This is a genomic window from Rhodoferax lacus (assembly GCF_003415675.1).
In the GTDB taxonomy this organism is placed as follows: domain Bacteria; phylum Pseudomonadota; class Gammaproteobacteria; order Burkholderiales; family Burkholderiaceae_C; genus Allorhodoferax; species Allorhodoferax lacus.
Genome location: NZ_QFZK01000008.1, coordinates 89,297 through 112,601 on the forward strand (window position 1 = coordinate 89,297; position 23,305 = coordinate 112,601).

Sequence of the window (23,305 nt, forward strand, 5' to 3'; positions counted from 1 at the left end):
CTTGTTTCGGGGAGTCGGTGGCTATTGGAACGCCACTTCGGCAAAGCTGCGCAGCTTGCGGCTGTGCAGCTGGTCGGCGCCTTGGGCGCGCAGCAATTCGAGGGCGCGCATGCCGATGCGCAGGTGCTGGTCCACGCGCTCGCGGTAGAAGTGGTTGGCCATGCCGGGCAGCTTGATCTCGCCGTGCAGGGGCTTGTCGCTTACGCACAAGAGCGTGCCGTAGGGCACCCGGAAGCGAAAGCCGTTGGCGGCAATGGTGGCACTCTCCATGTCCAGTGCCACGGCGCGGCTTTGGCTGAAGCGGCGCTCGGCCTGGTTGTCGGGCAGCAGCTCCCAGTTGCGGTTGTCGGTAGAGGCAACCGTGCCGGTGCGCATGATGCTCTTGAGCGCAGCGCCCTCGATCTGCGTGACATCGGCCACGGCCCGCTCCAGCGCCACCTGGATTTCGGCCAGCGCGGGAATCGGCACCCACAGCGGCAGCTCTTCGTCCAGCACATGGTCTTCGCGCACATAGCCGTGGGCCAGCACGTAGTCGCCCAGTTGCTGGGTGTTGCGCAGGCCCGCGCAGTGGCCCAGCATGATCCAGGTGTGCGGGCGCAGCACGGCAATGTGGTCGGTAATGTTTTTGGCATTGGCCGGGCCCACGCCGATGTTGACCATGGTGATGCCCATGCTGTCTTCGCGCACCAGGTGGTAGCCCGGCATTTGCGGCAGGCGTGGCGGCGCTTTGCCCAAGGCATCGGCGTCCTGCGCGGGCAGGCCTGCGCGGCGCGTCACCACGTTGCCGGGCTCAATAAAGGCGCAGTATTCGCTGTCAGGGTTGGCCATGGCCGCGTGGCCCAAGGCGATGAACTCGTCGATGTAGAACTGGTAGTTGGTGAACAGCACAAAGTTCTGGAAGTGCTCGGGGCTGGTGCCGGTGTAGTGGCGCAGCCGGTGCAGCGAATAGTCCACGCGCGGCGCGGTGAACAGGGCCAGCGGCAGGGCGTCACCCGGCTTGGGTACAAAAGTGCCGTTGGCAATGCCGTCGTCCATGGCGGCCAGGTCGGGCAGGTCAAACACGTCGCGCATGAGGGCGCGGCGATCGGCCGACATATTGCCCTCCACATGGTCGTGCTCGGCAAACGAGAAGTGCACCGGAATCGGCTGCGAGCTGGTACACACCTCGAGCTCCACGCCGTGGTTTTCCAGCAGCAGGCGGAACTGCTCCAGGTAGTAGCGGTGGTACAGGTCGGGGCGGGTCAGCGTGGTTTCGAAGCGCCCGGGCCCGGCCACAAAGCCAAAGCTCAGGCGCGCCAGGTCGGCGCCCCCGGCCCGCGACACGGTGGAGGTGTGGATGCGCACCATGGGGTAGCAGGCGCGCACATGGTCGGTGATGTCATCGCCGGCCACAAAACGCTGCATGGCGCTGCGCAGGTGGGCAATGCTGCCCTCATAAATCTTGTGCACCTGGGCCAGCGCTTGGGCGGCGTCGGTGAAACTCTGGGGCGCGATAAAGGGGGGGCGTATGGGCATGGGCGTATTGTGCCCGTGGCCGATGGCAAACCGGTTACCAACGGGCTTCTTAGCACCCGCTTGGGCTTGCAGCCTATTTGCACAGCACCTGCAAGGCGGCGGGCGCCACCTGTACCGTAAGTGCATTGGCCGCCCCGATGTATTCGCCATCCGTGGCCAGCGGCAGTGCCTGTGCGGAAGCAATGGCCATGTGCTGGAAGCGCCGGGTCTGCACCCGCGGGTGGCTCAGGTGCCGGGCCGCCAGCAGGCGCGGCAGCATGGCCAAGGTCTGCAGGGCGTTGAACTCTCCAGCCACCAGCACGTCCAGCGCGCCATCGTCGATGCGTGCCGCCGGCACGGCGGGCATGCCGCTGCCATAGGTGGGCGTGTTCAGGGTGGAGGCAAACAGGGTGCTGCCCTGGTGCAGCGGCACGCCGTCCAAGGTGACCTGCATGTCCCAGGTCTGCAGTGCGGACAGCTCGCGCAAGGTGGCCAGCAGGTAGCGCGGCAGGCCGCGCAGCCAGCGCGGGCCAATCAGGGCCCGGTAGCCCACGGCCGAGTCAAAGCCCACGGTCAGGCTGGAGAGGAAGGGGCGCTGCAGGGTGTCGGTGTGCAGCCAGCCCACGTCCATGGGCCGGGGTGTTGCCGTTTGGGCCAGCTGCAAGGCGTGCTGCCAGGGCATGCCATACACGCCGATGGCCCGCGCCACATCGTTGCCGCTGCCCTGGGGTATCAGGGCCATGCATAGTGCGTTGTCCAGCAGGGCCGGCAACATCTGGTTGACGGTGCCGTCACCACCCACCAAGGCCACCGTGGCGCCGCGCGGCAGGGCCCGGAGCCAGTCCAGCGCCTGGGGCACGCTGTCGGCCACACACAGTGCGCCCGGTGTGGCATGCGCGCGCACCCGTTCCTGCAGCACCGGGACAAGACGGGCAGCCCTGCCGCCACCTGCGTGCGGGTTGATAAGTATGTTGAGTGTTCCCATGCGGGGCGAGTACACCAGACCCGGACCATGGTTGTCAAAGCAGGCCGGGTAGGACATTGCGCAGCCTTGGGTTAGAGTTGCGCCACTTTATTCATGTGCTGGAGCGCGTTGGTGCCGGACCCCAAGAAACCACCCAAACCCGAAGTCGGCTTTCCCTCGCTGAGTTGGGAAGAGGAAGAACTCGCCACGCGGCCCATGCCCCTGCATGAGCGGCCTCTGCAAGCGCGGGTGGATGTGGAGATGGCCCTGATTGCCCAGTACCACGTGCGCATTGCCCTGGCGGTGGAAAGCTTCTGGGGCCACCGCGACTGTGTGGACTACCTCCAGGGCCTGGTGCTCAGCGGCTACAAGGAAGGCGAGAAGCGCATGGGCTTCAAACCCGAGGTGCTGACTGCGCTCATGACCTTGGTGGAACTGCACAAGCAGCAGTTCGGAAAATAGGGCAGGCCGCTCGCGCAGCGAGCGACCGTGGGGGCAATAACCCGCGCCGGGCCGCCCCAAGCGGGGTTGGCCCCCTCGGGGGGCAGGGAGCTACGCGCAGCGAGCGAGCGTGGGGGCAATAACCACCCCGCGCCGGGCCGCCCCAAGCGGGGTTGGCCCCCTCGGGGGGCAGGAAGCTTCGCGCAGCGAGCGACCGTGGGGGCAATAACCCGCGCCGGGCCGCCCCAAGCGGGGTTGGCCCCCTCGGGGGGCAGGAAGCTACGCGCAGCGAGCGACCGTGGGGGCCATCTCTCAGGAGGCTTTTACCTTCAGGCGCCAGGCGTGCAGCAGCGGCTCGGTGTAGCCGCTGGGCTGCACCAGGCCCTTGAACACCAGATCGCAGGCGGCCTGGTAGGCCATGCTGGTGCCAAAGTTGCCAGCCATCTTTTGGTACAGCGGGTCACCGGCGTTTTGCTTGTCCACCACGCCAGCCATGCGCTCGAAGGTCTCGGTGATTTGCTCCTTGGTCACCACGCCATGGTGCAGCCAGTTGGCCATGTGCTGGCTCGATATACGCAGGGTGGCGCGGTCTTCCATCAGGCCGATGTTGTGGATGTCAGGCACCTTGGAGCAACCCACGCCCTGGTCCACCCAGCGCACCACATAGCCCAGAATGCCCTGGGCGTTGTTGTCCAGCTCCTGCTGTTTCTCGGCCGCTGTCCAGTGGGGGGTAGCGGTCACGGGGATGGTCAACAGGCCGTTCAGGAGCGTGTCGCGTTCCTTGTTGGCGTTGATTTTTTCCAGCTCTTTTTGCACGTCGGCAACCAGCACCTGGTGGTAGTGCAGGGCGTGCAGGGTGGCGCCAGTAGGGCTGGGTACCCAGGCGGTGTTGGCACCGGCCTTGGGGTGGGCAATCTTCTGCTCCAGCATGGCCTTCATCAAGTCGGGCATGGCCCACATGCCCTTGCCGATTTGTGCCTTGCCACGCAGGCCGCAGGAGAGGCCCACCAGCACGTTGTTGCGCTCGTAGGAGCTGATCCAGGCGCTGGTCTTCATGTCGCCCTTGCGGATCATGGCGCCGGCTTGCATGGCGCTGTGCATCTCGTCGCCGGTGCGGTCCAGGAAACCGGTATTGATGAAGGCCACACGGCTCTCGGCGGCTGCAATGCAGGCCTTCAGGTTGACGCTGGTGCGGCGCTCTTCGTCCATGATGCCGAGCTTGACGGTGCTGGGTGCCAGGCCCAGCACTTTTTCCACGCGGCCAAACAGTTCATTGGCAAAGGCCACTTCCGCTGGGCCGTGCATCTTGGGCTTGACGATGTAGACCGAGCCCTTGCGCGAGTTGCGCACCCGGCCCGCTGCCGCATCCTTGGGCGTGCGCTGCAGGTCATGCAGGGCGATGGTGGTGGTCACCATGGCGTCCAGAATGCCTTCGGGGATTTCGCGCGTTTGCCCCAAGGCGTCGGTGTAGGTGATGGCCGGGTTGGTCATCAGGTGGCCCACATTGCGCACAAACATCAGCGAGCGGCCGTGCAGCGTGACTTTCTTCTTGCCGTTGGGCGCGGTGTAGACGCGATCGGGATTCAGGCCGCGCGTGAAGGTCTTGCCACCCTTGCTCAGCTCTTCGGTCAGCGTGCCCTGCAGAATGCCCAGCCAGTTGCCGTAGGCCTGCACCTTGTCATCTGCATCCACCACGGCCACGGAGTCTTCCAGGTCCAGAATGGTGGAGAGGGCGGCTTCCAGCACCAGGTCGCAGACACCAGCGGCGTCGCTCTTGCCGATGACGGTGTCGGCATTGATGATGAGGTCCAGGTGCAGGCCGTTATGCGCCAGCAGCACGGAGGTGGGGTGCTTGGCCTCGCCCTGGTAGCCCACCAGCTGGGCTGCATCTTTCAGCTTGGAGGTGCCGCCTTCTGCCAGCGAGACAACCAGCTCGCCATCCTTGTTGATGCGGTAGCCAGTCGACCCCACGTGCGAGCCCTTCTTCAAAGGCGCAGTGCGGTCCAGCACGTTGCGTGCGTATTCAATAACCTTCTGGCCGCGCTTGGGGTTGTAGCCGCCTTTTTTGCCAACCTTCTCGCAGCCCTTGTCTTCGGACAGCACATCGGTGCCGTAGAGCGCGTCGTACAGGCTGCCCCAGCGGGCGTTGGCAGCGTTCAGGGCGTAGCGGGCGTTGGTGATGGGCACCACCAGCTGCGGGCCGGCCTGCTTGGAGAGCTCGTTGTCCACATTCGAGGTGCTGATCTTCACCTTCTTGGGGCTCTCCACCAGGTAGCCAATTTTTTCCAGAAAGGCCTTGTAGGCGGGCATGTCGGTGATGGGGCCAGGGTGGGCGGTGTGCCAGGTGTCCAGCTCGGTTTGCAGGCGGTCGCGCTCGGCCAGCAGGGCAATGTTTTTGGGGGCCAGGTCGGCCACGATGGCGTCAAAGCCCTTCCAGAAGGTCTCCGCGCTGACGCCGGTTCCCGGCAACACCTTGTCGTCAATAAACTGTTGCAATACCGTGGCCACCTGCAGGCGGTGGATAGAGGTGCGGGAGGTGCTGGAAGCAGTGGACATGGCTGGCCTTTAAGAGAATGATCCGATGCCCCTACTGTATTCCAACCTTATCCGGGCACTATATGGAAAAATATCAATCTATTCGTGACAAATAAGAAGGTACTGACAATGAGCCCAGCCTCTCCTTCCACCCGTGTCCTGCCCCTGGCAGGCATACGCGTCGTCGAGTTCACCCACATGGTGATGGGCCCCACTTGCGGCATGGTGCTGGGGGACCTGGGCGCAGAAGTCATCAAGGTCGAGCCGCTGGGGGGCGACAGTACGCGCAAGCTGTTGGGCAGCGGGGCCGGGTTTTATCCCCTGTTCAACCGCAACAAGAAAAGCCTGGCGATTGACCTGCAAAGCGCCAAAGGGCGTGAGGTGGTGCTCAAACTGGTCGGCACGGCCGACATCGTCAGCGAAAACTTCAAGAGCAGCACCATGCAGAAGCTGGGTTTGGACTACGCCGCACTCAGCAAGCTCGACCCGCGCCTCATCTATGTGAGCCACAAGGGGTTTCTGCCCGGCCCCTACGACCACCGCACCGCCTTGGACGAGGTGGTGCAGATGATGGGGGGCCTGGCCTACATGACCGGGCGCCCGGGCGACCCGTTGCGCGCGGGCAGCAGCGTCAACGACATCATGGGCGGCATGTTCGGTGCCATTGGCGCCATGGCAGCCCTGATGCAACGCCAGCAGACGGGGCTGGGCCAGGAGGTGGAGTCGGCCCTGTACGAGAACAATGTGTTTTTGGTGGCCCAGCACATGATGCAGTTCGCCATCACCGGCAAAGCCGCTGACCCCATGCCGCAGAAAATTTCGCCTTGGGGGATTTACGACGTGTTCAGCGTAAAGGACCAGGGGCAGATTTTTCTGGCCGTGGTCAGTGACACGCAGTGGGCCATCTTCTGCAAGGCCTTTGGCTTTGGCGACCTGCAGTCGGACGCGCGCCTCTCCAGCAACAACCACCGGGTGCTGGCGCGCAGTTGGCTGATCCCGCTGTTGCGTGAGCGCCTGGCCGGGCGCGATGCCAGTGCGCTGGCGGCGGTGTTCGAGCAGCACGGCCTGCCGTTTGCGCCCATCACCGACCCGCAGCATTTGTTTGACGACCCGCACCTGAACGCCACCGGTGGCCTGGCACCCATGACCCTGCCGGACGGACGCGAGACGCGCGTGCCCTTGCTGCCCCTGAAGCTGGATGGAGAACGTTTGGGCCTGCGGCTGGACCCGCCCCGGCTGGATGAGCATGGCAGCGCGCTGCTGTACAGCCTGGGCTATTCCAAGGACGAAGTGGCCGCCATGCGCCGCGATGGTGTGCTGCTGCCCGAGGCCAGTGGTTCGCCAGACGCAACTCAGAGCGAGGGTGCGTCCTCAGGAGGCCCGGCTTAGCCGGAGGCAACACCGCATGGACAAGCTCAAGCAACTCGAATCCTTTGTCTCGGTGGCCGCGCGCGGCAGCCTCACCGCTGCGGCCAATGCCGAGGGCGTGGCCCCGGCCATCATGGGCCGCAGGCTGGACGGCCTGGAGGAGCGCCTGGGGGTGAAGCTTTTGTTGCGCACCACGCGGCGCATCACCCTCACGCACGAGGGCAGCGCTTTCTTGGAGGACTGCCAGCGCCTGCTCGCTGACCTGGCCAATGCCGAGGCCAGTGTCAGCGCCGGGGGCGTCAAGGCCAGCGGGCATTTGCGCATCACCGCACCGGCCGGTTTTGGGCGGCGCCATGTGGCACCGCTGGTGCCCAGGTTCTATGAGCTGCACCCGGACGTGACCCTTTCGCTCAACCTGAGCGACCGCGTGGTGGACATTGCGGGGGAAGGTTTTGACTGTGCGGTGCGCGTGGGCGACATGCCCGACTCGTCCCTGGTGAGCGTGCGCCTGGCCGACAACCGCCGCCTGTGCGTGGCCACACCGGCCTACCTGGCGCGCCACGGTACTCCGCAGACCCCGGCAGACCTCTCGCGCTTCCATTGCCTGACCCTGTCGAGCGACGCCTCGCAGACGCGCGGCTGGGCCTTCCAGGTGCCGGTCAGCGACAAAAGCACAGGACCGGCAAAGGCCGCGAAGGTTGATGTGCAAGCTCCGGGTAAAGGCGGCGCAACCGGCCAGGCGGATGAGGTCATTTACCTGAAGCCGGACGGCCCGCTGGACTGCTCGGACGGGCAGGTACTGCACGACTGGTGCCTGGCCGGCCACGGCATTGCCTGGCGCAGCATCTGGGAGGTGGAAGCGCAAATTGCCGCCGGCACGCTGGTAGCCGTGCTGGAAGATTTTTCCGCCCCGCCCAACGGGGTGTACGCCGTGTTTCCGCAGCGCAAACACCTGCCACTACGGGTGCGGCTGTGGATCGATTTTCTGAAGGAACGCTACAGCACGCCGGGCTTTTGGAAGGGCGTGGCGCAATAGGGCGTCAAGTGGAGGGCCGTGCTGTGTCGGCCCACCATATGGACAGCGGCACCGCCCACAACTTGTCGCCAAAGGGCAGGACTTCGCGCCCGGCATACAGCACGATGCCGCGCTGGAAAATAGCACTTTCGGTCTCCTGCAAATGGCGCAGGCCCTTGAAGTCTTTGCTGTCCACCGTGGCACTGGCCTTGACCTCAATGCCGGTAATCTGGCCCAGGCGGTTTTCCAGGATGAAGTCCACCTCGATATGGTTTTGCGTGCGGTAGTGCCACAGTGTCAGGCGCAGGTTTGAGAACGCCACGTGTTTGAGTAACTCGGCCAGCACAAAGGTTTCTACCGATGCGCCGGGTAAGCCCGGCCTGGCAGCCAGTGCCTGGGGCGTGTCTGCCAAAAAGTAGCTGAGCAGGCCGCTGTCGGGCAAGAACACCTTGGGTGCCTTGACCAGGCGTTTGCTGGCATTGCGTTCCCAGGAGGGCAGGCGCACCACCAGAAACAGCATCTCCAGCAGTGCGAAATAGCGTTTGAGCGTGGTCTGGGGCAAGCGGGCGCTGCGCGAGAGCTCCGCCAGGTTGAGCAGCGTGCCGCTGCGGGTTGCCAGTAGCTGCAGCAGATTCGGGATTTCGGTGAGCTGCTCGATGTGGGCCAGGTCGCGCACATCGCGCTGCAGTATGGCCTGCACATAGCTCTGGAACCAGGCCTCGCGGCGCGCTGGCGTGGTCCGTGCCGCAGCCTCGGGAAAGCCGCCGCGGACCAGGCGTGCAATCAGTTCGCCTTTGTCACAGGCGGGCACCCTTAATGCGGACCAGTCACCCAAAAACAAGGCATCGGCGCGGTTGAGGGTGGGGCTGTCTGCCAGTTCGGCAGTCGAGAGGGGCCAAAGGGAGAGCACCTCCATGCGCCCTGCCAGCGAATCGGCAATGCCGGGCAACAGCAGCACATCGGCTGAGCCCGTGAGCAGGAACCGGCCGGGCTCACGGTGGCGATCAACCGCTGCCTTGATGGGCAGGAACAGCTCGGGCGCGCGCTGCACTTCGTCCAATGTCACCGGCCCTTGCAAGCCGTTCACAAAGCCAGCCGGGTCGGACTTGGCGGCACTGAGAACGGCCGTATCGTCCAGCGTGAGATAGCGCCGTGGTGTCGACTCTGCCCCACTCTGGGCCCACTGCGCCAGTGTGCTTTTGCCGCTTTGGCGGGCGCCATTGATCAGTACAACCGGTGTGTCCCGCAGTGCGTCAGCCAGCAGGGGGGTAATGTGTCGTGGATGCATGTCGGCATTTTAATGGTTGAAAATCAACCATGCAATGGACGATTTTCATCCGTTGGCGCTCAGGCCTTGCCGAACTCGTCACCCATTTCCCGGGCCCGGTTGCGCGCCGCGTGCAGGGCTTTGGCAAAGCTGGCCTTGATGCCGCTTTCGTCCATGGAGGTGATGGCGGCATAGGTGGTGCCACCCTTGCTGGTGACACGCTGGCGCAGCACTTCGGGGGCTTCGGTGGAGGCGCGGGCCAGTTCGCCTGCGCCTATGAAGGTGGCCACGGCCAGCTGGTAGGCCTGCTCGCGCGTCAGGCCCATCTCGGCACCGGCCTCGGTCATGGCTTCCATGAAATAAAACATATAGGCCGGGCCCGAGCCGGAGATGGCCGTTACCGCGTCCAACTGGTCTTCGCGCTCCAGCCACAGGAACTGCCCGGTGGTGGCGATCACCTCACCGGCCCACTGCTTGTCGGCGTCTGTAACGCCCGCGCGGGCCACCAGAGCGGTCATGCCCTTGCCGATGAGCGCGGGGGTGTTGGGCATGCAGCGGATGATGCGCTCGCTGCCCAGCCAGGCGGCAATGCTGTCGCTGCGGATGCCGGCGGCCACGCTGAGGTGCAGGGCTTGGGCGGTGTGGGCTTTGGTTTGATGCGCGGCGTCCTTGAAGGTCTGGGGCTTCACCGCCCAGACCACCAGACCGGCGCGCTCCAGCGTGGCGTCGGGGGCGCTCAGTGCCGTAATGCCAAACAGGTCTTTGAGCTTGGCGCGGGCCTCATCAAACGGCTCCACCACCAGGATGTTGTGGGCCGGCAGGCCTTGTTGGATCAGGCCGCCGATGATGGCGCTGGCCATATTGCCGCCGCCTATGAATGCAATGGTTTGGGTCATGCCCGCCAGTGTAGGTCAGCGCAGGGCTCACAAAACCGTTTGGGCCACGGCGTGCTCCCAACGTGCCATCAGTTCCTCGGCCCGCACACGCGCCATGGTGGGAATAAAACGGCGCTCGGCGCGCCACAAATCGCTCAGCTCACTCGTGCTCTGGTACACGCCGGTGGCCAGGCCCGCCAGGTAGGCGGCACCCAGAGCCGTGGTCTCGGTCACGGCAGGGCGCACCACCGGAATGCCCAGCAGGTCGGCCTGGAACTGCATCAGCAAATCATTGACGCAGGCACCGCCATCTACGCGCAGTTCGGACACCGTGGCCACACCGGCACTGGCCGCGTCGCGGCCCATGGCCAGCAACAGGGCGGCACTCTGGTAGGCAATGCTTTCCAGCGAGGCGCGGGCAATGTGTGCCAGCGTGCTGCCGCGTGTCAGGCCGGTGATCGATCCGCGTGCTTCGGGTTTCCAGTAGGGCGCGCCCAGCCCGGTGAAGGCGGGCACCACCATCACACCGCCCGAGTCCGGCACGCTCTCGGCCAGGCCCTGCACCTGGGCGCTGCTCTGGATGGCCTGCAGTCCGTCGCGCAGCCACTGCACCACGGCGCCGCCCACGAACACGCTGCCTTCCAGCGCAAACTCGGGTTGGCTGGTGGCTTGTGCAGCGCTGGTGGTGATCAGGCCGTTGACAGAGGTCTGGAACACATTGCCGGTGTGCATCAGCATGAAGCAGCCGGTGCCATAGGTGTTCTTCGCCATGCCCGCCTTGAAGCAGGCCTGGCCGAACAGGGCGCTTTGCTGGTCCCCGGCCACACCGCCAATGGGGATGGCGTGGCCGAGCAGGGCGGGGCTGACTTCGCCAAACAGAAAGGCCGAGGGCTGCACCGCCGGCATCAGGTTGGCCGGGATGTCGAGTGCCGCCAGCAGATCGGTATCCCACTGGTTGCTGTGCACATTGAAGAGCATGGTGCGCGCGGCGTTGCTGACATCGGTGGCATGCACCCGGCCCTCGGTGAGCTGCCAGATCAGCCAGGCATCCATGGTGCCAAAGGCCAGTTCACCGTTCTCGGCCTGGGCCCGCGCACCGGGCACGTTGTCCAGAATCCATTTGAGCTTGGTGCCTGAAAAATAGGCATCCACCAGCAGGCCGGTCTTGCTGCGGATGGTGTCTGCCAGGCCGCGCGCGCGCAGCTCTACGCAGGTGGGCTCGGCCCGGCGGTCCTGCCAGACGATGGCGTTGTGGATGGGCTGTCCGGTCAGGCGGTTCCAGACCAGGGTGGTCTCGCGCTGGTTGGTAATGCCCACGGCCTTGACCTGTGCCGCCGTGATACCGGCCTGCGCCAGGGCCTCGCGCGCTGTGGCGAGTTGCAGGCGCCAGATCTCCAGCGCGTCATGTTCCACCCAGCCGGGCTGGGGATAGATCTGGGTCAGCTCCTTCTGCGCCATGGCTACGGTGTGGCCGCTGGGGTCAAACACAATGCTGCGGCAACTTGAGGTGCCTTGGTCCAGGGCGAGCAAATAGGTCATGTTCAGGGGTGTTTAGATGAAGGGTTGTGCGGGCACGATGGCCTTGCAATGTTCAGGGCGCTGCAACCGTCAGCCGGACTTGCGCCTCGGCCAGCAGGGCGGGAAATGGCTCGGGGGGCTGGGCATCGGTGAACAACCGGTCGATCTGCGACAAGCTGGCCACCTCAGCCATGGCCGGACGGTTGAACTTGCCGATGTCGGCTGCCAGCCAGACCTCGCGGGCATGGGAGATGATGGTTTGCGAGACCTTGACCTCGCGGTAGTCGTAGTCGCGCAGCGAGCCATCGGCCTCGATGCCGGAGATGCCTATCAGCGCAATGTCCACCTTGAACTGGCGAATGAAGTCCACTGCTGCCTCGCCAATGATGCCGTGGTCGCGCCCGCGCACCACGCCACCCACCACGATGACTTCGCACTGCGGGTTGGTGCACAGGATGTTGGCCACATGCAGGTTGTTGGTGATGACGCGCAGGCCGCGGTGCTTGAGAAGGGCGCGGGCAATCGCTTCGGTGGTGGTGCCGATGTTCAGGATCAGGGAGCAATCGTTGGGCACGGCTTCCGCCACGCTGAGCGCGATGCGCGCTTTGCCGTCGGCATTGAGCGTTTGGCGCTGCTGGTGGGCGATGTTTTCCGTGGTGGAGCGTGGCAGCCGCACGCCACCGTGAAAGCGCGCCAGCATGCCTTCGTCGGCCAGACGCTGCACGTCGCGCCGTACGGTCTGCAAGGTGACACCCAGGGTGTCAGCGAGCTGCTCCACGGTGACGGAGCCTTGGGCCTGCACAACGGAAAGCAGGGTGAGTTGTCTGGGGTTGGGGCTCATGGTGTATTTGTACCCCGAATGCATGAGGCCCATGGATGGTAAAACGAATCAAAAGGAATGCATTCAGGGTAAGTACCAAGTAAAAACGAATCAAAACGAACAATAATTATCGAATTCGAAAATACATTCGACCCAAAAATCTGAAAAGAAAAGGCAGTGTGATGCAGTTGACTCTTGAAGGCATCAGCAAAAAAGTCGGGCCGCAAACCTGGCTGTACGACATGGACCTGGCCCCGCGCAGCGGTGCGGTCACCGTGTTGCTGGGTGCCACACAGGCCGGCAAGACCAGCCTGATGCGTGTGATGGCGGGGCTGGATGCACCTACCGCCGGGCGGGTGCTGGTGGATGGGCAAAACGTGGTGGGCGTGCCGGTGCGCGAGCGAAATGTCTCCATGGTCTACCAGCAGTTCATCAATTACCCCTCGCTCAAGGTGCGCGACAACATTGCCTCACCGCTCAAGCTGCGCGGCGACAAAAACGTGGAGCAGCGCGTGCTTGAACTGGCCCAGAAGCTGCACATCGACATGTTCCTGGACCGCTTTCCTGCCGAGCTCTCGGGTGGCCAACAGCAGCGCGTGGCACTGGCCCGCGCCATGGCCAAGGGCGCGCCCCTGATGCTGCTGGACGAGCCGCTGGTGAATCTGGACTACAAGCTGCGCGAAGAACTGCGCGACGAGCTCACCGCCCTGTTTGCCGCCGGTGACTCCACCGTGATCTACGCCACCACCGAGCCGGGTGAGGCCCTGCTGCTGGGTGGCTACACGGCCGTGCTGGATGCCGGTGAACTGCTGCAATACGGCCCCACCTCCGAAGTGTTTCATGCCCCGGCTTCTATTCGGGTGGCCCGCGCCTTCAGCGACCCACCCATGAACCTGTTGGGCGCCAATGCAGCCGCAGGTGGCGTGCAACTCAACAAGGGCCCCTTGCTGCCTTTGGACTTGCCAAGCACCCATGCCGCAAGTGGCACGCTGACGATGGGCATGCGCGCCAGCGCGCTGCACGTCAAAGAGCAGCCTGGCGACGTAGCCCTGGCTGGCAAGGTGGAGTTGGCCGAGATATCCGGCACCGACACCTTTGTGCACTTCGAGACGGCACTGGGTGAACTGGTGGCCCAGCTTACCGGCGTGCACCACTTTGGCCTGGGGCAACCGGTCACCTTCTACTTCAACCCGGCTGCGGTCTATGTGTTTGATGCACAGGGCATGCTGCTGCTGGCTCCCGTGCGTCGCAAAGGAAACTGACATGGCACGCATAGAACTCGACCTGGCCCACGCCTACCGCGCCAACCCGCAGCAGGACAGCGACTACGCCCTGCTGCCCCTGAAGATGGCGTTTGAAGACGGCGGCGCCTACGCACTGCTAGGCCCCTCGGGCTGCGGCAAGACCACGCTGCTCAACATCATGTCGGGGCTGGTAACGCCCTCGCAAGGCGGCGTACGCTTTGACGGCAAAGACGTCACACGCTTCACTCCGCAACAGCGCAACATCGCCCAGGTGTTCCAGTTCCCGGTGATTTACGACACCATGACGGTGGCCGAGAACCTGGCCTTTCCCCTGCGCAACCGCAAGATGCCTGCTGCGCAGATCAAACAGCGCGTGGGTGCGATTGCCGAGATGCTGGAGATGAGCGGCCAGCTCAACCAGCGTGCCTCGAATCTGGCGGCCGACGCCAAGCAAAAAATCTCGCTGGGCCGCGGCCTGGTGCGCCCGGATGTGTCGGCCGTGCTGTTTGATGAGCCGCTCACCGTGATCGACCCGCACCTCAAGTGGCAGCTGCGCCGCAAGCTCAAGCAAATCCACCACGAGCTCAAGCTCACGCTGATCTATGTCACCCACGACCAGGTGGAAGCACTCACCTTTGCCGACCAGGTGGTGGTGATGACCCGTGGCCGCGCCGTGCAGGTGGGCTCGGCGGCCGACCTGTTCGAGCGCCCCAGCCATACCTTTGTGGGCCACTTCATCGGCTCGCCGGGCATGAACTTTCTGCCCGGCACCATGACCTCGGCGGGTTTCCACACGGTTGGCGCCACGGTGGCTGCACCGGCTGGACGCAGCTTGCGGGATGGCGAATTCAAGCTCGGCGTGCGCCCGGAATACGTGTCCATTGCGGCTGCCCATGCCGAAGGCGCCCTGCCCATGGCGGTGAGCCAGGTGCAGGACGTGGGCACGCATGTGATCGTCAGCGCCACCCGCGAAGGCCACACCCTCAAGGCGCGTCTGTCTGCCAACACCACCGACTTGCGCGTGGGCGACAGCGTGTGGTTCAAGGTGATGGGTGAGCACACCTGCTTCTACCAAAACGAGGAGATTGTGCAGTGAGCACTACGACCAAACCGGTGAACCAGAAGGCCTGGTTCCTGATCCTGCCCGTGCTGCTGTGCGTGGCTTTTTCTGCCATCCTGCCGCTGATGGTGGTGGTCAACTACTCGGTGCAGGACATCATCTCGCCCGAGCGCCGCGTGTTTGTGGGCACCGAGTGGTTCGCCGCCATCATGCGTGACGAGGAACTGCACGGCGCCCTGTTGCGGCAAATCACCTACTCCTTTGCCGTGCTGGCTGTGGAGCTGCCCCTGGGCATCCTGCTGGCGCTGTCCATGCCGGCGCAGGGCTGGAAGTCATCGGCCGTGCTGGTGATCGTCTCGCTGTCCTTGCTTATTCCGTGGAACGTGGTGGGCACGATCTGGCAGATTTTTGGCCGCACCGACATCGGCCTGATGGGAGCGGCCCTGCAGGGCATGGGCATTGAGTACAGCTACACCGGCAACGCGCTGCATGCCTGGCTCACCGTGCTGCTGATGGATGTGTGGCACTGGACGCCGCTGGTGGCCCTGCTGGGCTACGCCGGTCTGCGCTCCATCCCGGATGCCTATTACCAGGCCGCCAGCATTGACGGCGCCAGCAAGCTCGATGTGTTCCGCTTTGTGCAGTTGCCCAAGATGCGCGGTGTGCTGGTGATCGCGGTGCTGCTGCGTTTCATGGACAGCTTCATGATCTACACCGAGCCCTTTGTGCTCACCGGCGGCGGGCCCGGCAATTCCACCACCTTCCTGTCGCAGTTCCTGACGCAAAAGGCCGTGGGCCAGTTTGACCTGGGGCCAGCCGCAGCCTTCTCGCTGATCTATTTCCTGATCATCTTACTGATGTGTTTTATCTTGTACAACTGGATGCAGCGCGTGGGCACCCAGTCCAAGGAGGGTGGCCATGAATAAGCCGAAATTCCAGAAGCGCTCGCTGTTCATGCTGGCGTACATCGTGTTCGCCCTCTTGCCCATCTACTGGATGGTCAACATGTCGTTCAAGACCAATAACGAAATCCTGGCGGGCTTCACCCTGTTCCCGGACCACTTCACCTGGGACAACTACAAGACCATCCTGACCGATCCGGCCTGGTACTCGGGCTATATCAACAGCCTGATCTATGTGGGCATCAACACGGTCATCTCCTTGATCGTGGCCTTGCCCGCGGCCTATGCCTTCTCGCGCTACAGCTTCCTGGGCGACAAGCATGTGTTCTTCTGGCTGCTGACCAACCGCATGACGCCACCGGCCGTTTTTTTGCTGCCCTTCTTCCAGCTCTACACCTCGGTCGGGTTGATGGATACGCACATTGCGGTGGCCCTGGTGCATCTGCTGTTCAACGTGCCGCTGGCGGTGTGGATTCTGGAGGGCTTCATGAGCGGCATCCCGCGCGAAATTGACGAGACCGCTTACATCGACGGCTACTCCTTCCCGCGTTTTTTTATCCGCATCTACATTCCGCTGATCAAGGCCGGGGTGGGGGTGGCTGCCTTCTTCTGCTTCATGTTCAGCTGGGTGGAGTTGTTGCTGGCGCGCACGCTCACCAGCGTCAACGCCAAGCCGATTGCCGCCACCATGACCCGCACCGTGTCCGCTTCGGGCATGGACTGGGCCACGCTGGCTGCGGCCGGTGTGCTGACCATCGTGCCGGGTGCCATCGTCATCTGGTTTGTCCGTAATTACATCGCGAAGGGATTCGCGATGGGCCGTGTTTGAGAGGAACGCACGATGTTTGAATGGATGGCCTGGACCACGCCGGTGGCCGTATTTTTTAGCTGCATTGCCTTGATGCTGGTGGGTATGACGGTGTGGGAGATCAAATCCCCTACCACTCTGCGCAAGGGCTTCCTGCCCATGGAGACCACGCGCGGTGACCGCCTGTTTATCGGGCTGCTGAGTGCGGCCTATGTAAACCTGGCCTTTGTCGGTATCAGCGGGCGGCTGACCGAGTGGCTGAGCCTGGAGGCCGAGCCCTCCATCTGGATCAGCTTTGTGCTGTCCATGGCCTTGCTGGGCCTGGTGATGCGCAAGGGTTGAAGTTTTCCTAAGCAGCGGCTCTTATCCCCCTGGAGCTGCTGCAGTTGACACACAGGGGTTTTCACAAAACGAGGAGATTGACAATGAAACTGAAGTATTCCGTACTGGCCGTTGCCATGGCCTGCACCCTGGGTACCCAGGCTTGGGCCGACGAAGCCGCTGCCAAAAAATGGATCGACAGCGAGTTCCAGCCATCCACGCTGAGCAAGGCGCAGCAAACTGCCGAGCTGAAATGGTTTATCGACGCCGCCCAAAAGCTGCAGGCCAAGGGCGTGAAAGAAATCTCCGTGGTCTCGGAAACCATTGCCACGCATGAGTACGAGTCCAAAACCCTGGCAAAAGCGTTTGAGGAAATCACCGGCATCAAGGTCAAGCATGACCTGATCGGCGAGGGCGATGTGGTGGAGAAGCTGCAGACTTCCATGCAGTCCGGCAAGTCCATTTATGACGGCTGGATCACCGACTCGGACCTGATCGGCACCCACTACCGCTACGGCAAGATCATGAATCTGACCGACTACATGGCGGGCAATGGAAAAGAGTGGACCAACCCCGGCATCGACATCAAGGATTTCATTGGCACCAGCTTCACCACGGCACCAGACGGCAAGCTCTACCAGTTGCCCGATCAGCAGTTCGCCAACCTGTACTGGTTCCGCGCCGACCTGTTCGAAAAGCCCGAGCTCAAGGCCAAGTTCAAGGCCAAGTACGGCTACGACCTGGGTGTGCCGCTGAACTGGAGCGCCTATGAGGATATCGCCGCCTTCTTCAGCGAAGACGTCAAGACCATCGACGGCAAGCCTATCTATGGCCACATGGACTACGGCAAAAAGGACCCCTCGCTGGGCTGGCGCTTTACCGATGCCTGGCTGTCCATGGCCGGTACTGCCGACATCGGCATCCCCAACGGCAAGCCGGTGGACGAGTGGGGCATCCGCGCCTCGGCTGACGGTTGCACACCCCAGGGCGCCTCCGTGTCGCGTGGCGGCGCAACCAACTCCCCAGCTGCCGTGTACGCTTTGACCAAGTACATCGACTGGATGAAGAAGTACTCGCCCAAGGAAGCCATCGGCATGACCTTTGGCGAAGCCGGCCCTGTGCCCGCCCAGGGCCAGATCGCCCAGCAGATCTTCTGGTACACCGCCTTTACCGCCGACATGATCAAGCCCGGCCTGCCCGTGGTGAATGCCGACGGCACGCCCAAGTGGCGCATGGCCCCCGGCCCCAACGGCCCGTACTGGAAGCAGGGCATGCAAAACGGCTACCAGGACGTGGGCTCCTGGACCTTCTTCAAGGACCACGATGCCAACAAGGTGGCTGCCGCCTGGCTGTACGCCCAGTTTGTGACCGCCAAGACCACGTCGCTGAAGAAGACCATCGTGGGCCTGACACCTATCCGCGAGTCCGACATCCAGTCCAAGGCCATGACCGACATGGCCCCCAAGCTGGGTGGCTTGGTGGAGTTCTACCGCAGCCCGGCACGCGTGGCCTGGACGCCTACCGGTACCAACGTGCCTGACTACCCCAAGCTGGCGCAGCTGTGGTGGAAGAACGTGGCCGTCGCAGTCACCGGTGAGAAGACGCCACAGGCAGCCATGGACAACCTGGCTGAAGAGATGGACGGCGTGATGGGTCGCCTGGAGCGCTCCGGCATGGCCGTGTGCCCACCCAAGCTCAATGCCAAGAGCAGCCCCGACAAGTGGCTGAGCGACAAGGGTGCGCCTTGGAAGAAGCTGGCCAATGAGAAGCCCAAGGGTGCCACCATTGCCTATGACACGCTGCTCAACGCGTGGAAGGCTGGCAAGGTACGTTAATTGCGTCAGCGTTAGCTGACCAGGGGTGCGGCGGTGGCGCATGTGCGCCGCCGCCGCCCTGTGCGGGGCCTTGGACAGGTTCCGCCCATTCTTTTGAACTACTGAAATGCGAATTCGATATGGCCAACACCGAGCAAGCTCTGCGAACAACGCGTAAGGACCTGCTGACGCGCTTGGCCGAGGAGCGGGTCTACGACCTTGCCATCGTCGGCGGTGGTGCCACCGGTTTGGGCGTGGCGCTGGACGCCGCAGCACGGGGCTTGAGCGTGGTGCTGCTGGAGTCCCATGATTTTGCCAAAGGAACTTCGTCGCGTGCTACCAAGCTGGTGCATGGCGGTGTGCGCTACCTGGCACAAGGAAATATTTCGTTGGTGCGTGAAGCTCTGCACGAGCGCACCACCCTGTTGCATAACGCCCCCCACCTGGCGCAACCGCTGGCCTTTGTGGTGCCAGCCTACCAATGGTGGGAAGCGCCGTTCTACGGCATCGGCTTGACCCTGTATGACCTGTTGGCCGGCAAGGCCGGTCTGGGCAAGACGCGGTTTTTGGGGCCGCAGGCCACATCCACGGCACTGCCCACTGTGCGCACGCAAGGCCTCAAGGGTGGCGTGCAGTACTGGGACGGCCAATTCAACGACGCCCGCCTGGCCTTGGCCCTGGCGCGCAGCGCAGCAATCCGCGGTGCGCTGCTGGTCAACTACTGCGCGGTGACCGGTCTTCTCTATGAAGGCGGAAAAGTCAGCGGCCTGCAGGCCCAGGACACCCTCACCGGGCACAGCTACCCGGTGCGGGCCCGCTGCGTCGTCAATGCCGCCGGCGTCTGGGTGGATTCTTTACGCGAAATGGATGGCGAGGCCCACAGCGCCAGCGGCGGGCGCACCATCAAACCCATGGTGGCGCCCAGCCAGGGCGTACACATTGTGGTGGACCGCAGCTTTCTGGAGTCTGATACGGCCCTGATGGTGCCCAAGACCTCGGACGGCCGGGTGCTGTTTGCCGTGCCCTGGTTGGGCAAGGTCATCCTGGGCACGACCGACACCCCGCGCAACGACCTGGCGCGCGAGCCACAGCCCTTTGCCGAGGAAGTGGCGTTCATATTGAAGGAGTCGGCGCGCTATCTCACCCGGGCACCGACCCGCGCCGATGTGAAGAGCATCTGGGTGGGTCTGCGCCCCTTGGTGAAGCCACAGGACGACGATGGTGAAAGCACCAAAGCCCTGAGCCGCGAACACACGGTCATCGTCAGCCGCAGCGGGCTGGTGACGGTCACAGGCGGCAAATGGACTACCTACCGCGCCATGGCCGAAGACGTGCTGCAGCAATGTGCCGACAAGGGGCTGGTGGAGCGCCGACCTGCCGGGCAGACCAACGACTTGTTGCTGGTGGGGGCCGATGCGGTGGCGGGCGTGGCACCGGTTTCGGTCAGCCAAACGGAAGGTGCGCATTCCTATGGCAGCGAGAAATCCCTGCTGGAAGCATTGCCCGGGGCCGCTGTCTGGCTGACCCCGGGTTTGAGCGAGGCGATGGTGCGCTTCGCAGCGCGTTATGAATACGCTGTCACCGTGGAAGACATGCTGGCGCGCCGCTCCCGCTTGTTGTTCCTGGATGCCCGTCTGGCCGCAGAGTTGGCCCCGCGGGTGGCCGGCATCTTGCAGGAAGAGACTGGCCTGGACCCTCAGATGGCCGCATTTGCCCAGCTAGCAGCCCAGTATCTGCAAATTCCCTGAAAAGAATGTTGACCGGCCCTGTAATGCGGGGCATAATAGTGGGCTTCGCTTGAAAAAGTATGAAGTTTCTGCCCAAATGGAAGTCGCTCGAGTGGTTTGAGCGGTGGACAGCGGGCCCAAGACTGACTTGATGTGTTGGTCTGCCACCCTACAGAGGTAGGTGCAGATTGGTGCAGCAGGTGCAAGTTGGGAATAATTGAAATGATCCAAACTGAATCTCGACTGGAAGTCGCCGACAACACTGGCGCTAAGTCCGTTCTCTGCATCAAGGTGCTGGGCGGTTCTAAGCGTCGTTACGCCAGTGTTGGCGACATCATCAAAGTTAGCATCAAAGAAGCTGCTCCGCGCGGCCGCGTCAAAAAAGGCGAGGTCTATAGCGCTGTTGTGGTTCGCACCGCCAAGGGCATCCGCCGCAGCGATGGTTCTTTGGTGAAATTCGACGGCAACGCAGCAGTGTTGCTCAACGCCAAGTTGGAGCCTATCGGCACCCGCATCTTTGGACCCGTGACGCGTGAACTGCGTACCGAGAAGTTCATGAAGATCGTGTCCCTGGCTCCTGAAGTTTTGTAAGGACACGCCATGAACAAGATTCGCAAGGGCGACGAAGTCATCGTTATCGCAGGACGCGATAAGGGCAAGCGCGGCAAGATCGCGCTGCGCAAGGATGACTCGCACGTAGTCGTAGAGGGCATCAACCTGGTGAAGAAACACACCAAGCCCAACCCTCTCAAGGGCGCCACCGGCGGCATCGTCGAAAAGACCATGCCTATTCACCAGTCCAACGTAGCGATTTTCAACGCTGCCACGGGCAAGGCTGACCGTGTTGGTATCAAGTTGCTTGCTGACGGCAAACGCGTTCGCGTTTTCAAGTCCAGCGGCGAAGAAATCAAGGCAGCATAAGCATGGCACGTCTTCAAGAAATCTACCGCGACAAAGTGGCGCCTGAACTGATGACCAAGTTTGGTTACAAGTCGGCCATGCAAGTGCCCCGTTTCACCAAGATCACCCTGAACATGGGTGTGAGCGAAGCGGTTGCCGACAAGAAGGTCATGGACAACGCTGTCTCCGACCTGACCAAGATTGCAGGCCAGAAGCCTGTGGTGACCAAGTCCAAAAAGGCTATCGCCGGATTCAAGATCCGCGAAGGCCAGGCCATTGGTTGCATGGTGACCCTGCGCGGCGTGCAGATGTTTGAGTTCCTGGACCGTTTCGTCACCGTGGCTCTGCCCCGCGTGCGTGACTTCCGTGGTATCTCCGGTCGCGCCTTTGATGGCCGCGGCAACTACAACATCGGCGTCAAAGAGCAGATCATTTTCCCTGAAATTGAATACGACAAGGTCGATGCCTTGCGCGGTCTCAATATCAGCATCACCACGACGGCCAAGACTGACGAAGAGTGCAAGGCACTGCTCGCGGCATTCCGTTTCCCCTTCAAGAACTGAGGCGACCTGTGGCAAAAATGGCATTAATCGAGCGCGAGCTCAAACGTGACAAGCTGGCTGCAAAGTACGCAAAGAAATATGCGGAACTGAAGGCCATCTCTACCGACGCTAAGCGTACCGATGACGAGCGCGCTGCTGCCCGTCTGGGTCTGCAAAAGCTGCCCCGCAACGCGAACCCCACGCGTCAGCGCAACCGTTGTTCCATCACCGGTCGCCCCCGTGGCACGTTCCAGCACTTCGGTCTGGCACGCGCAAAGATTCGTGAAATGGCCTTTGCTGGTGAAATCCCCGGCATCGTCAAGGCCAGCTGGTAAGCGACAGGAGAACCAATATGAGCATGAGTGATCCCATCGCCGACTTGTTGACACGTATTCGCAATGCGCAAATGGTGGCAAAGACTTCGGTCTCCATCCCCTCTTCCAAAGTGAAGATTGCCATTGCAGCCGTGCTGCAAGAAGAAGGTTATATCGACGGTTACAAGGTTGTTGCTGAAGGCGGCAAATCTGAACTCGTTATCGCCCTGAAATATTACGCCGGTCGCCCTGTGATCGAACGTATTGAGCGTGTGAGCCGTCCCGGCCTGCGCGTTTACCGTGGCAGCGATGCCATCCCCCAGGTCCAGAACGGACTCGGTGTGGCCATCGTTACAACGCCCAAGGGCGTGATGACTGATCGCAAAGCGCGCGCTACCGGTGTCGGTGGCGAAGTGCTCTGCTACGTCGCTTAAGCCACATAGAGGAGTATTCAAAATGTCCCGTGTAGGCAAACTTCCAGTCATGATCCCCGCCGGTGTGGATGTGTCTTTCAATGCAGGTCTGGTCAGTGTCAAAGGCACTGGCGGCGCCCTGCAGCTGACACTCAACAGCCTGGTGACCATGGCTAACGACGCAGGCAAACTCAACTTTGCTCCTGCCAACGACTCCCGTGAAGCAGATGCCATGACCGGCACCATGCGTCAACTGGTCAACAACATGGTGGTCGGCGTGACCAAGGGCTTCGAGAAGAAGCTCAACCTGATCGGCGTGGGCTATAAGGCCTCTGCCGCAGGTACCAAGTTGAACCTGGTGGTGGGTTACTCCCATCCGGTGAACATCGATATGCCTGCTGGCATAACGGTGGCTACCCCCACCCCCACAGAAATCCTGATCAAGGGCGCTGACCGTCAGCGCGTTGGCCAGATTGCTGCTGAGATCCGTGCTGTTCGTCCTCCAGAGCCTTACAAGGGCAAGGGTATCCGTTACTCGGACGAAAAGATCACGATCAAAGAAACCAAGAAGAAATAAGGAGCTGCACCATGTTGACCAAAAAAGAGCAGCGTCTTCGCCGGGCCCGTCAGACGCGTATCCGCATCGCCACACAAGGCGTTGCCCGTCTGACCGTGAACCGCACCAATTTGCACATCTACGCATCCGTCATCTCTGGCGACGGCGGCAAGGTGATTGCAACGGCCTCTACAGCCGAAGCCGAAGTGCGTACCGCACTGGGTGCAGCTGGCAAGGGCGGCAATGTTGCCGCAGCAGAATTGATCGGCAAGCGCGTGGCTGAAAAGGCCAAGGCTGCTGGCGTCGAAAAAGTGGCATTTGACCGCGCAGGTTTTGCGTACCACGGCCGAGTCAAAGCGTTGGCTGATGCCGCACGCGCGGCTGGCTTGCAGTTCTAAGCAGATCGG

Annotated in this window: 24 protein-coding genes; 17 read left to right on the top strand and 7 right to left on the bottom strand. The window is 62.7% G+C overall.

The window, feature by feature from the left end; translation table 11 throughout:
* Positions 1-21 precede the first annotated feature (21 nt).
* Positions 22-1,515, bottom strand: a complete 1,494-nt coding sequence (locus tag DIC66_RS13590; protein ID WP_117178096.1) for an AMP nucleosidase — start codon at positions 1,513-1,515, stop codon at positions 22-24.
* A 73-nt stretch (positions 1,516-1,588) separates the two neighbouring features.
* Positions 1,589-2,536, bottom strand: coding sequence for a diacylglycerol/lipid kinase family protein (locus DIC66_RS13595; protein ID WP_117178098.1), 948 nt, complete (start codon positions 2,534-2,536; stop codon positions 1,589-1,591).
* A 54-nt stretch (positions 2,537-2,590) separates the two neighbouring features.
* Here DIC66_RS13595 and DIC66_RS13600 point away from each other — a divergent pair, with 54 nt between their 5' ends.
* A complete protein-coding gene (locus DIC66_RS13600) occupies positions 2,591-2,920 on the top strand; it encodes a hypothetical protein (protein WP_147321313.1) in 330 nt (109 codons plus the stop codon).
* Positions 2,921-3,211: 291 nt separating this feature from the next.
* On the opposite strand, the gene DIC66_RS13605 is transcribed toward DIC66_RS13600, so the two are convergent.
* On the bottom strand, positions 3,212-5,455 hold the full coding sequence (locus tag DIC66_RS13605) for a malate synthase G (protein WP_117178102.1): 2,244 nt from the start codon (positions 5,453-5,455) through the stop codon (positions 3,212-3,214).
* A gap of 108 nt (positions 5,456-5,563) precedes the next feature.
* On the opposite strand from DIC66_RS13605, the gene DIC66_RS13610 reads away from it, so the two are divergent.
* Positions 5,564-6,823, top strand: coding sequence for a CaiB/BaiF CoA transferase family protein (locus DIC66_RS13610; protein ID WP_117178103.1), 1,260 nt, complete (start codon positions 5,564-5,566; stop codon positions 6,821-6,823).
* 16 nt (positions 6,824-6,839) lie between these two features.
* Positions 6,840-7,838 (top strand): LysR family transcriptional regulator, encoded by a 999-nt coding sequence (locus DIC66_RS13615; protein ID WP_117178105.1) that lies wholly within the window; start codon positions 6,840-6,842, stop codon positions 7,836-7,838.
* A gap of 4 nt (positions 7,839-7,842) precedes the next feature.
* On the opposite strand, the gene DIC66_RS13620 is transcribed toward DIC66_RS13615, so the two are convergent.
* Genes DIC66_RS13620 through DIC66_RS13635 form a run of 4 tightly spaced genes read right to left on the bottom strand, consistent with a single transcriptional unit; the run spans position 7,843 to position 12,318 of the window.
* Positions 7,843-9,105, bottom strand: coding sequence for an ATP-binding protein (locus DIC66_RS13620; protein WP_117178107.1), 1,263 nt, complete (start codon positions 9,103-9,105; stop codon positions 7,843-7,845).
* 59 nt (positions 9,106-9,164) lie between these two features.
* Positions 9,165-9,980: a pyrroline-5-carboxylate reductase gene (proC, locus tag DIC66_RS13625; RefSeq protein WP_117178109.1), complete on the bottom strand. Its 816-nt coding sequence runs from the start codon at positions 9,978-9,980 to the stop codon at positions 9,165-9,167.
* A 27-nt stretch (positions 9,981-10,007) separates the two neighbouring features.
* Positions 10,008-11,498 carry a glycerol kinase GlpK gene (gene glpK, locus DIC66_RS13630; RefSeq protein ID WP_117178111.1) on the bottom strand — a complete coding sequence of 497 codons (1,491 nt, stop codon included), beginning with the start codon at positions 11,496-11,498 and terminating at the stop codon, positions 10,008-10,010.
* 52 nt (positions 11,499-11,550) lie between these two features.
* Complete coding sequence (locus DIC66_RS13635; protein WP_117178267.1) at positions 11,551-12,318, bottom strand: DeoR/GlpR family DNA-binding transcription regulator; 768 nt, start codon at positions 12,316-12,318, stop codon at positions 11,551-11,553.
* A 161-nt stretch (positions 12,319-12,479) separates the two neighbouring features.
* Between DIC66_RS13635 and DIC66_RS13640 the strand changes: the two genes are divergently transcribed.
* The 14 genes from DIC66_RS13640 (at position 12,480) to rplR (ending at position 23,296) form a co-directional block, all read left to right on the top strand.
* Complete coding sequence (locus tag DIC66_RS13640) at positions 12,480-13,559, top strand: ABC transporter ATP-binding protein (protein ID WP_117178113.1); 1,080 nt, start codon at positions 12,480-12,482, stop codon at positions 13,557-13,559.
* Position 13,560: 1 nt separating this feature from the next.
* Positions 13,561-14,637, top strand: a complete 1,077-nt coding sequence (locus DIC66_RS13645; protein ID WP_117178115.1) for an ABC transporter ATP-binding protein — start codon at positions 13,561-13,563, stop codon at positions 14,635-14,637.
* Positions 14,634-15,527 (top strand): carbohydrate ABC transporter permease, encoded by an 894-nt coding sequence (locus tag DIC66_RS13650; RefSeq protein ID WP_117178117.1) that lies wholly within the window; start codon positions 14,634-14,636, stop codon positions 15,525-15,527. The genes DIC66_RS13645 and DIC66_RS13650 overlap by 4 nt, the downstream gene beginning before the upstream one ends.
* Complete coding sequence (locus DIC66_RS13655; protein ID WP_117178269.1) at positions 15,520-16,332, top strand: carbohydrate ABC transporter permease; 813 nt, start codon at positions 15,520-15,522, stop codon at positions 16,330-16,332. Before DIC66_RS13650 ends, DIC66_RS13655 begins: the two co-directional genes overlap by 8 nt.
* A gap of 12 nt (positions 16,333-16,344) precedes the next feature.
* Positions 16,345-16,653, top strand: a complete 309-nt coding sequence (locus tag DIC66_RS13660) for a DUF2160 domain-containing protein (protein ID WP_117178119.1) — start codon at positions 16,345-16,347, stop codon at positions 16,651-16,653.
* An 83-nt stretch (positions 16,654-16,736) separates the two neighbouring features.
* On the top strand, positions 16,737-18,467 hold the full coding sequence (locus DIC66_RS13665) for an ABC transporter substrate-binding protein (protein WP_117178120.1): 1,731 nt from the start codon (positions 16,737-16,739) through the stop codon (positions 18,465-18,467).
* A gap of 119 nt (positions 18,468-18,586) precedes the next feature.
* Positions 18,587-20,194, top strand: coding sequence for a glycerol-3-phosphate dehydrogenase/oxidase (locus tag DIC66_RS13670; RefSeq protein WP_117178122.1), 1,608 nt, complete (start codon positions 18,587-18,589; stop codon positions 20,192-20,194).
* A gap of 201 nt (positions 20,195-20,395) precedes the next feature.
* A complete protein-coding gene (gene rplN, locus DIC66_RS13675; protein WP_117178124.1) occupies positions 20,396-20,764 on the top strand; it encodes a 50S ribosomal protein L14 in 369 nt (122 codons plus the stop codon).
* A 9-nt stretch (positions 20,765-20,773) separates the two neighbouring features.
* Entirely contained in the window at positions 20,774-21,094 is a 321-nt protein-coding gene (rplX, locus tag DIC66_RS13680) for a 50S ribosomal protein L24 (protein ID WP_117178126.1), read from the top strand.
* 2 nt (positions 21,095-21,096) lie between these two features.
* Positions 21,097-21,636, top strand: a complete 540-nt coding sequence (rplE, locus tag DIC66_RS13685) for a 50S ribosomal protein L5 (protein ID WP_117178128.1) — start codon at positions 21,097-21,099, stop codon at positions 21,634-21,636.
* Positions 21,637-21,644: 8 nt separating this feature from the next.
* Complete coding sequence (gene rpsN / locus DIC66_RS13690; protein WP_117178130.1) at positions 21,645-21,950, top strand: 30S ribosomal protein S14; 306 nt, start codon at positions 21,645-21,647, stop codon at positions 21,948-21,950.
* A 17-nt stretch (positions 21,951-21,967) separates the two neighbouring features.
* Positions 21,968-22,363 carry a 30S ribosomal protein S8 gene (rpsH, locus tag DIC66_RS13695; RefSeq protein WP_117178132.1) on the top strand — a complete coding sequence of 132 codons (396 nt, stop codon included), beginning with the start codon at positions 21,968-21,970 and terminating at the stop codon, positions 22,361-22,363.
* Between the two features lie 22 nt (positions 22,364-22,385).
* Positions 22,386-22,919, top strand: coding sequence for a 50S ribosomal protein L6 (rplF, locus tag DIC66_RS13700; protein WP_117178133.1), 534 nt, complete (start codon positions 22,386-22,388; stop codon positions 22,917-22,919).
* Between the two features lie 11 nt (positions 22,920-22,930).
* Positions 22,931-23,296, top strand: a complete 366-nt coding sequence (rplR, locus tag DIC66_RS13705; protein ID WP_117178135.1) for a 50S ribosomal protein L18 — start codon at positions 22,931-22,933, stop codon at positions 23,294-23,296.
* Positions 23,297-23,305 lie beyond the last annotated feature (9 nt).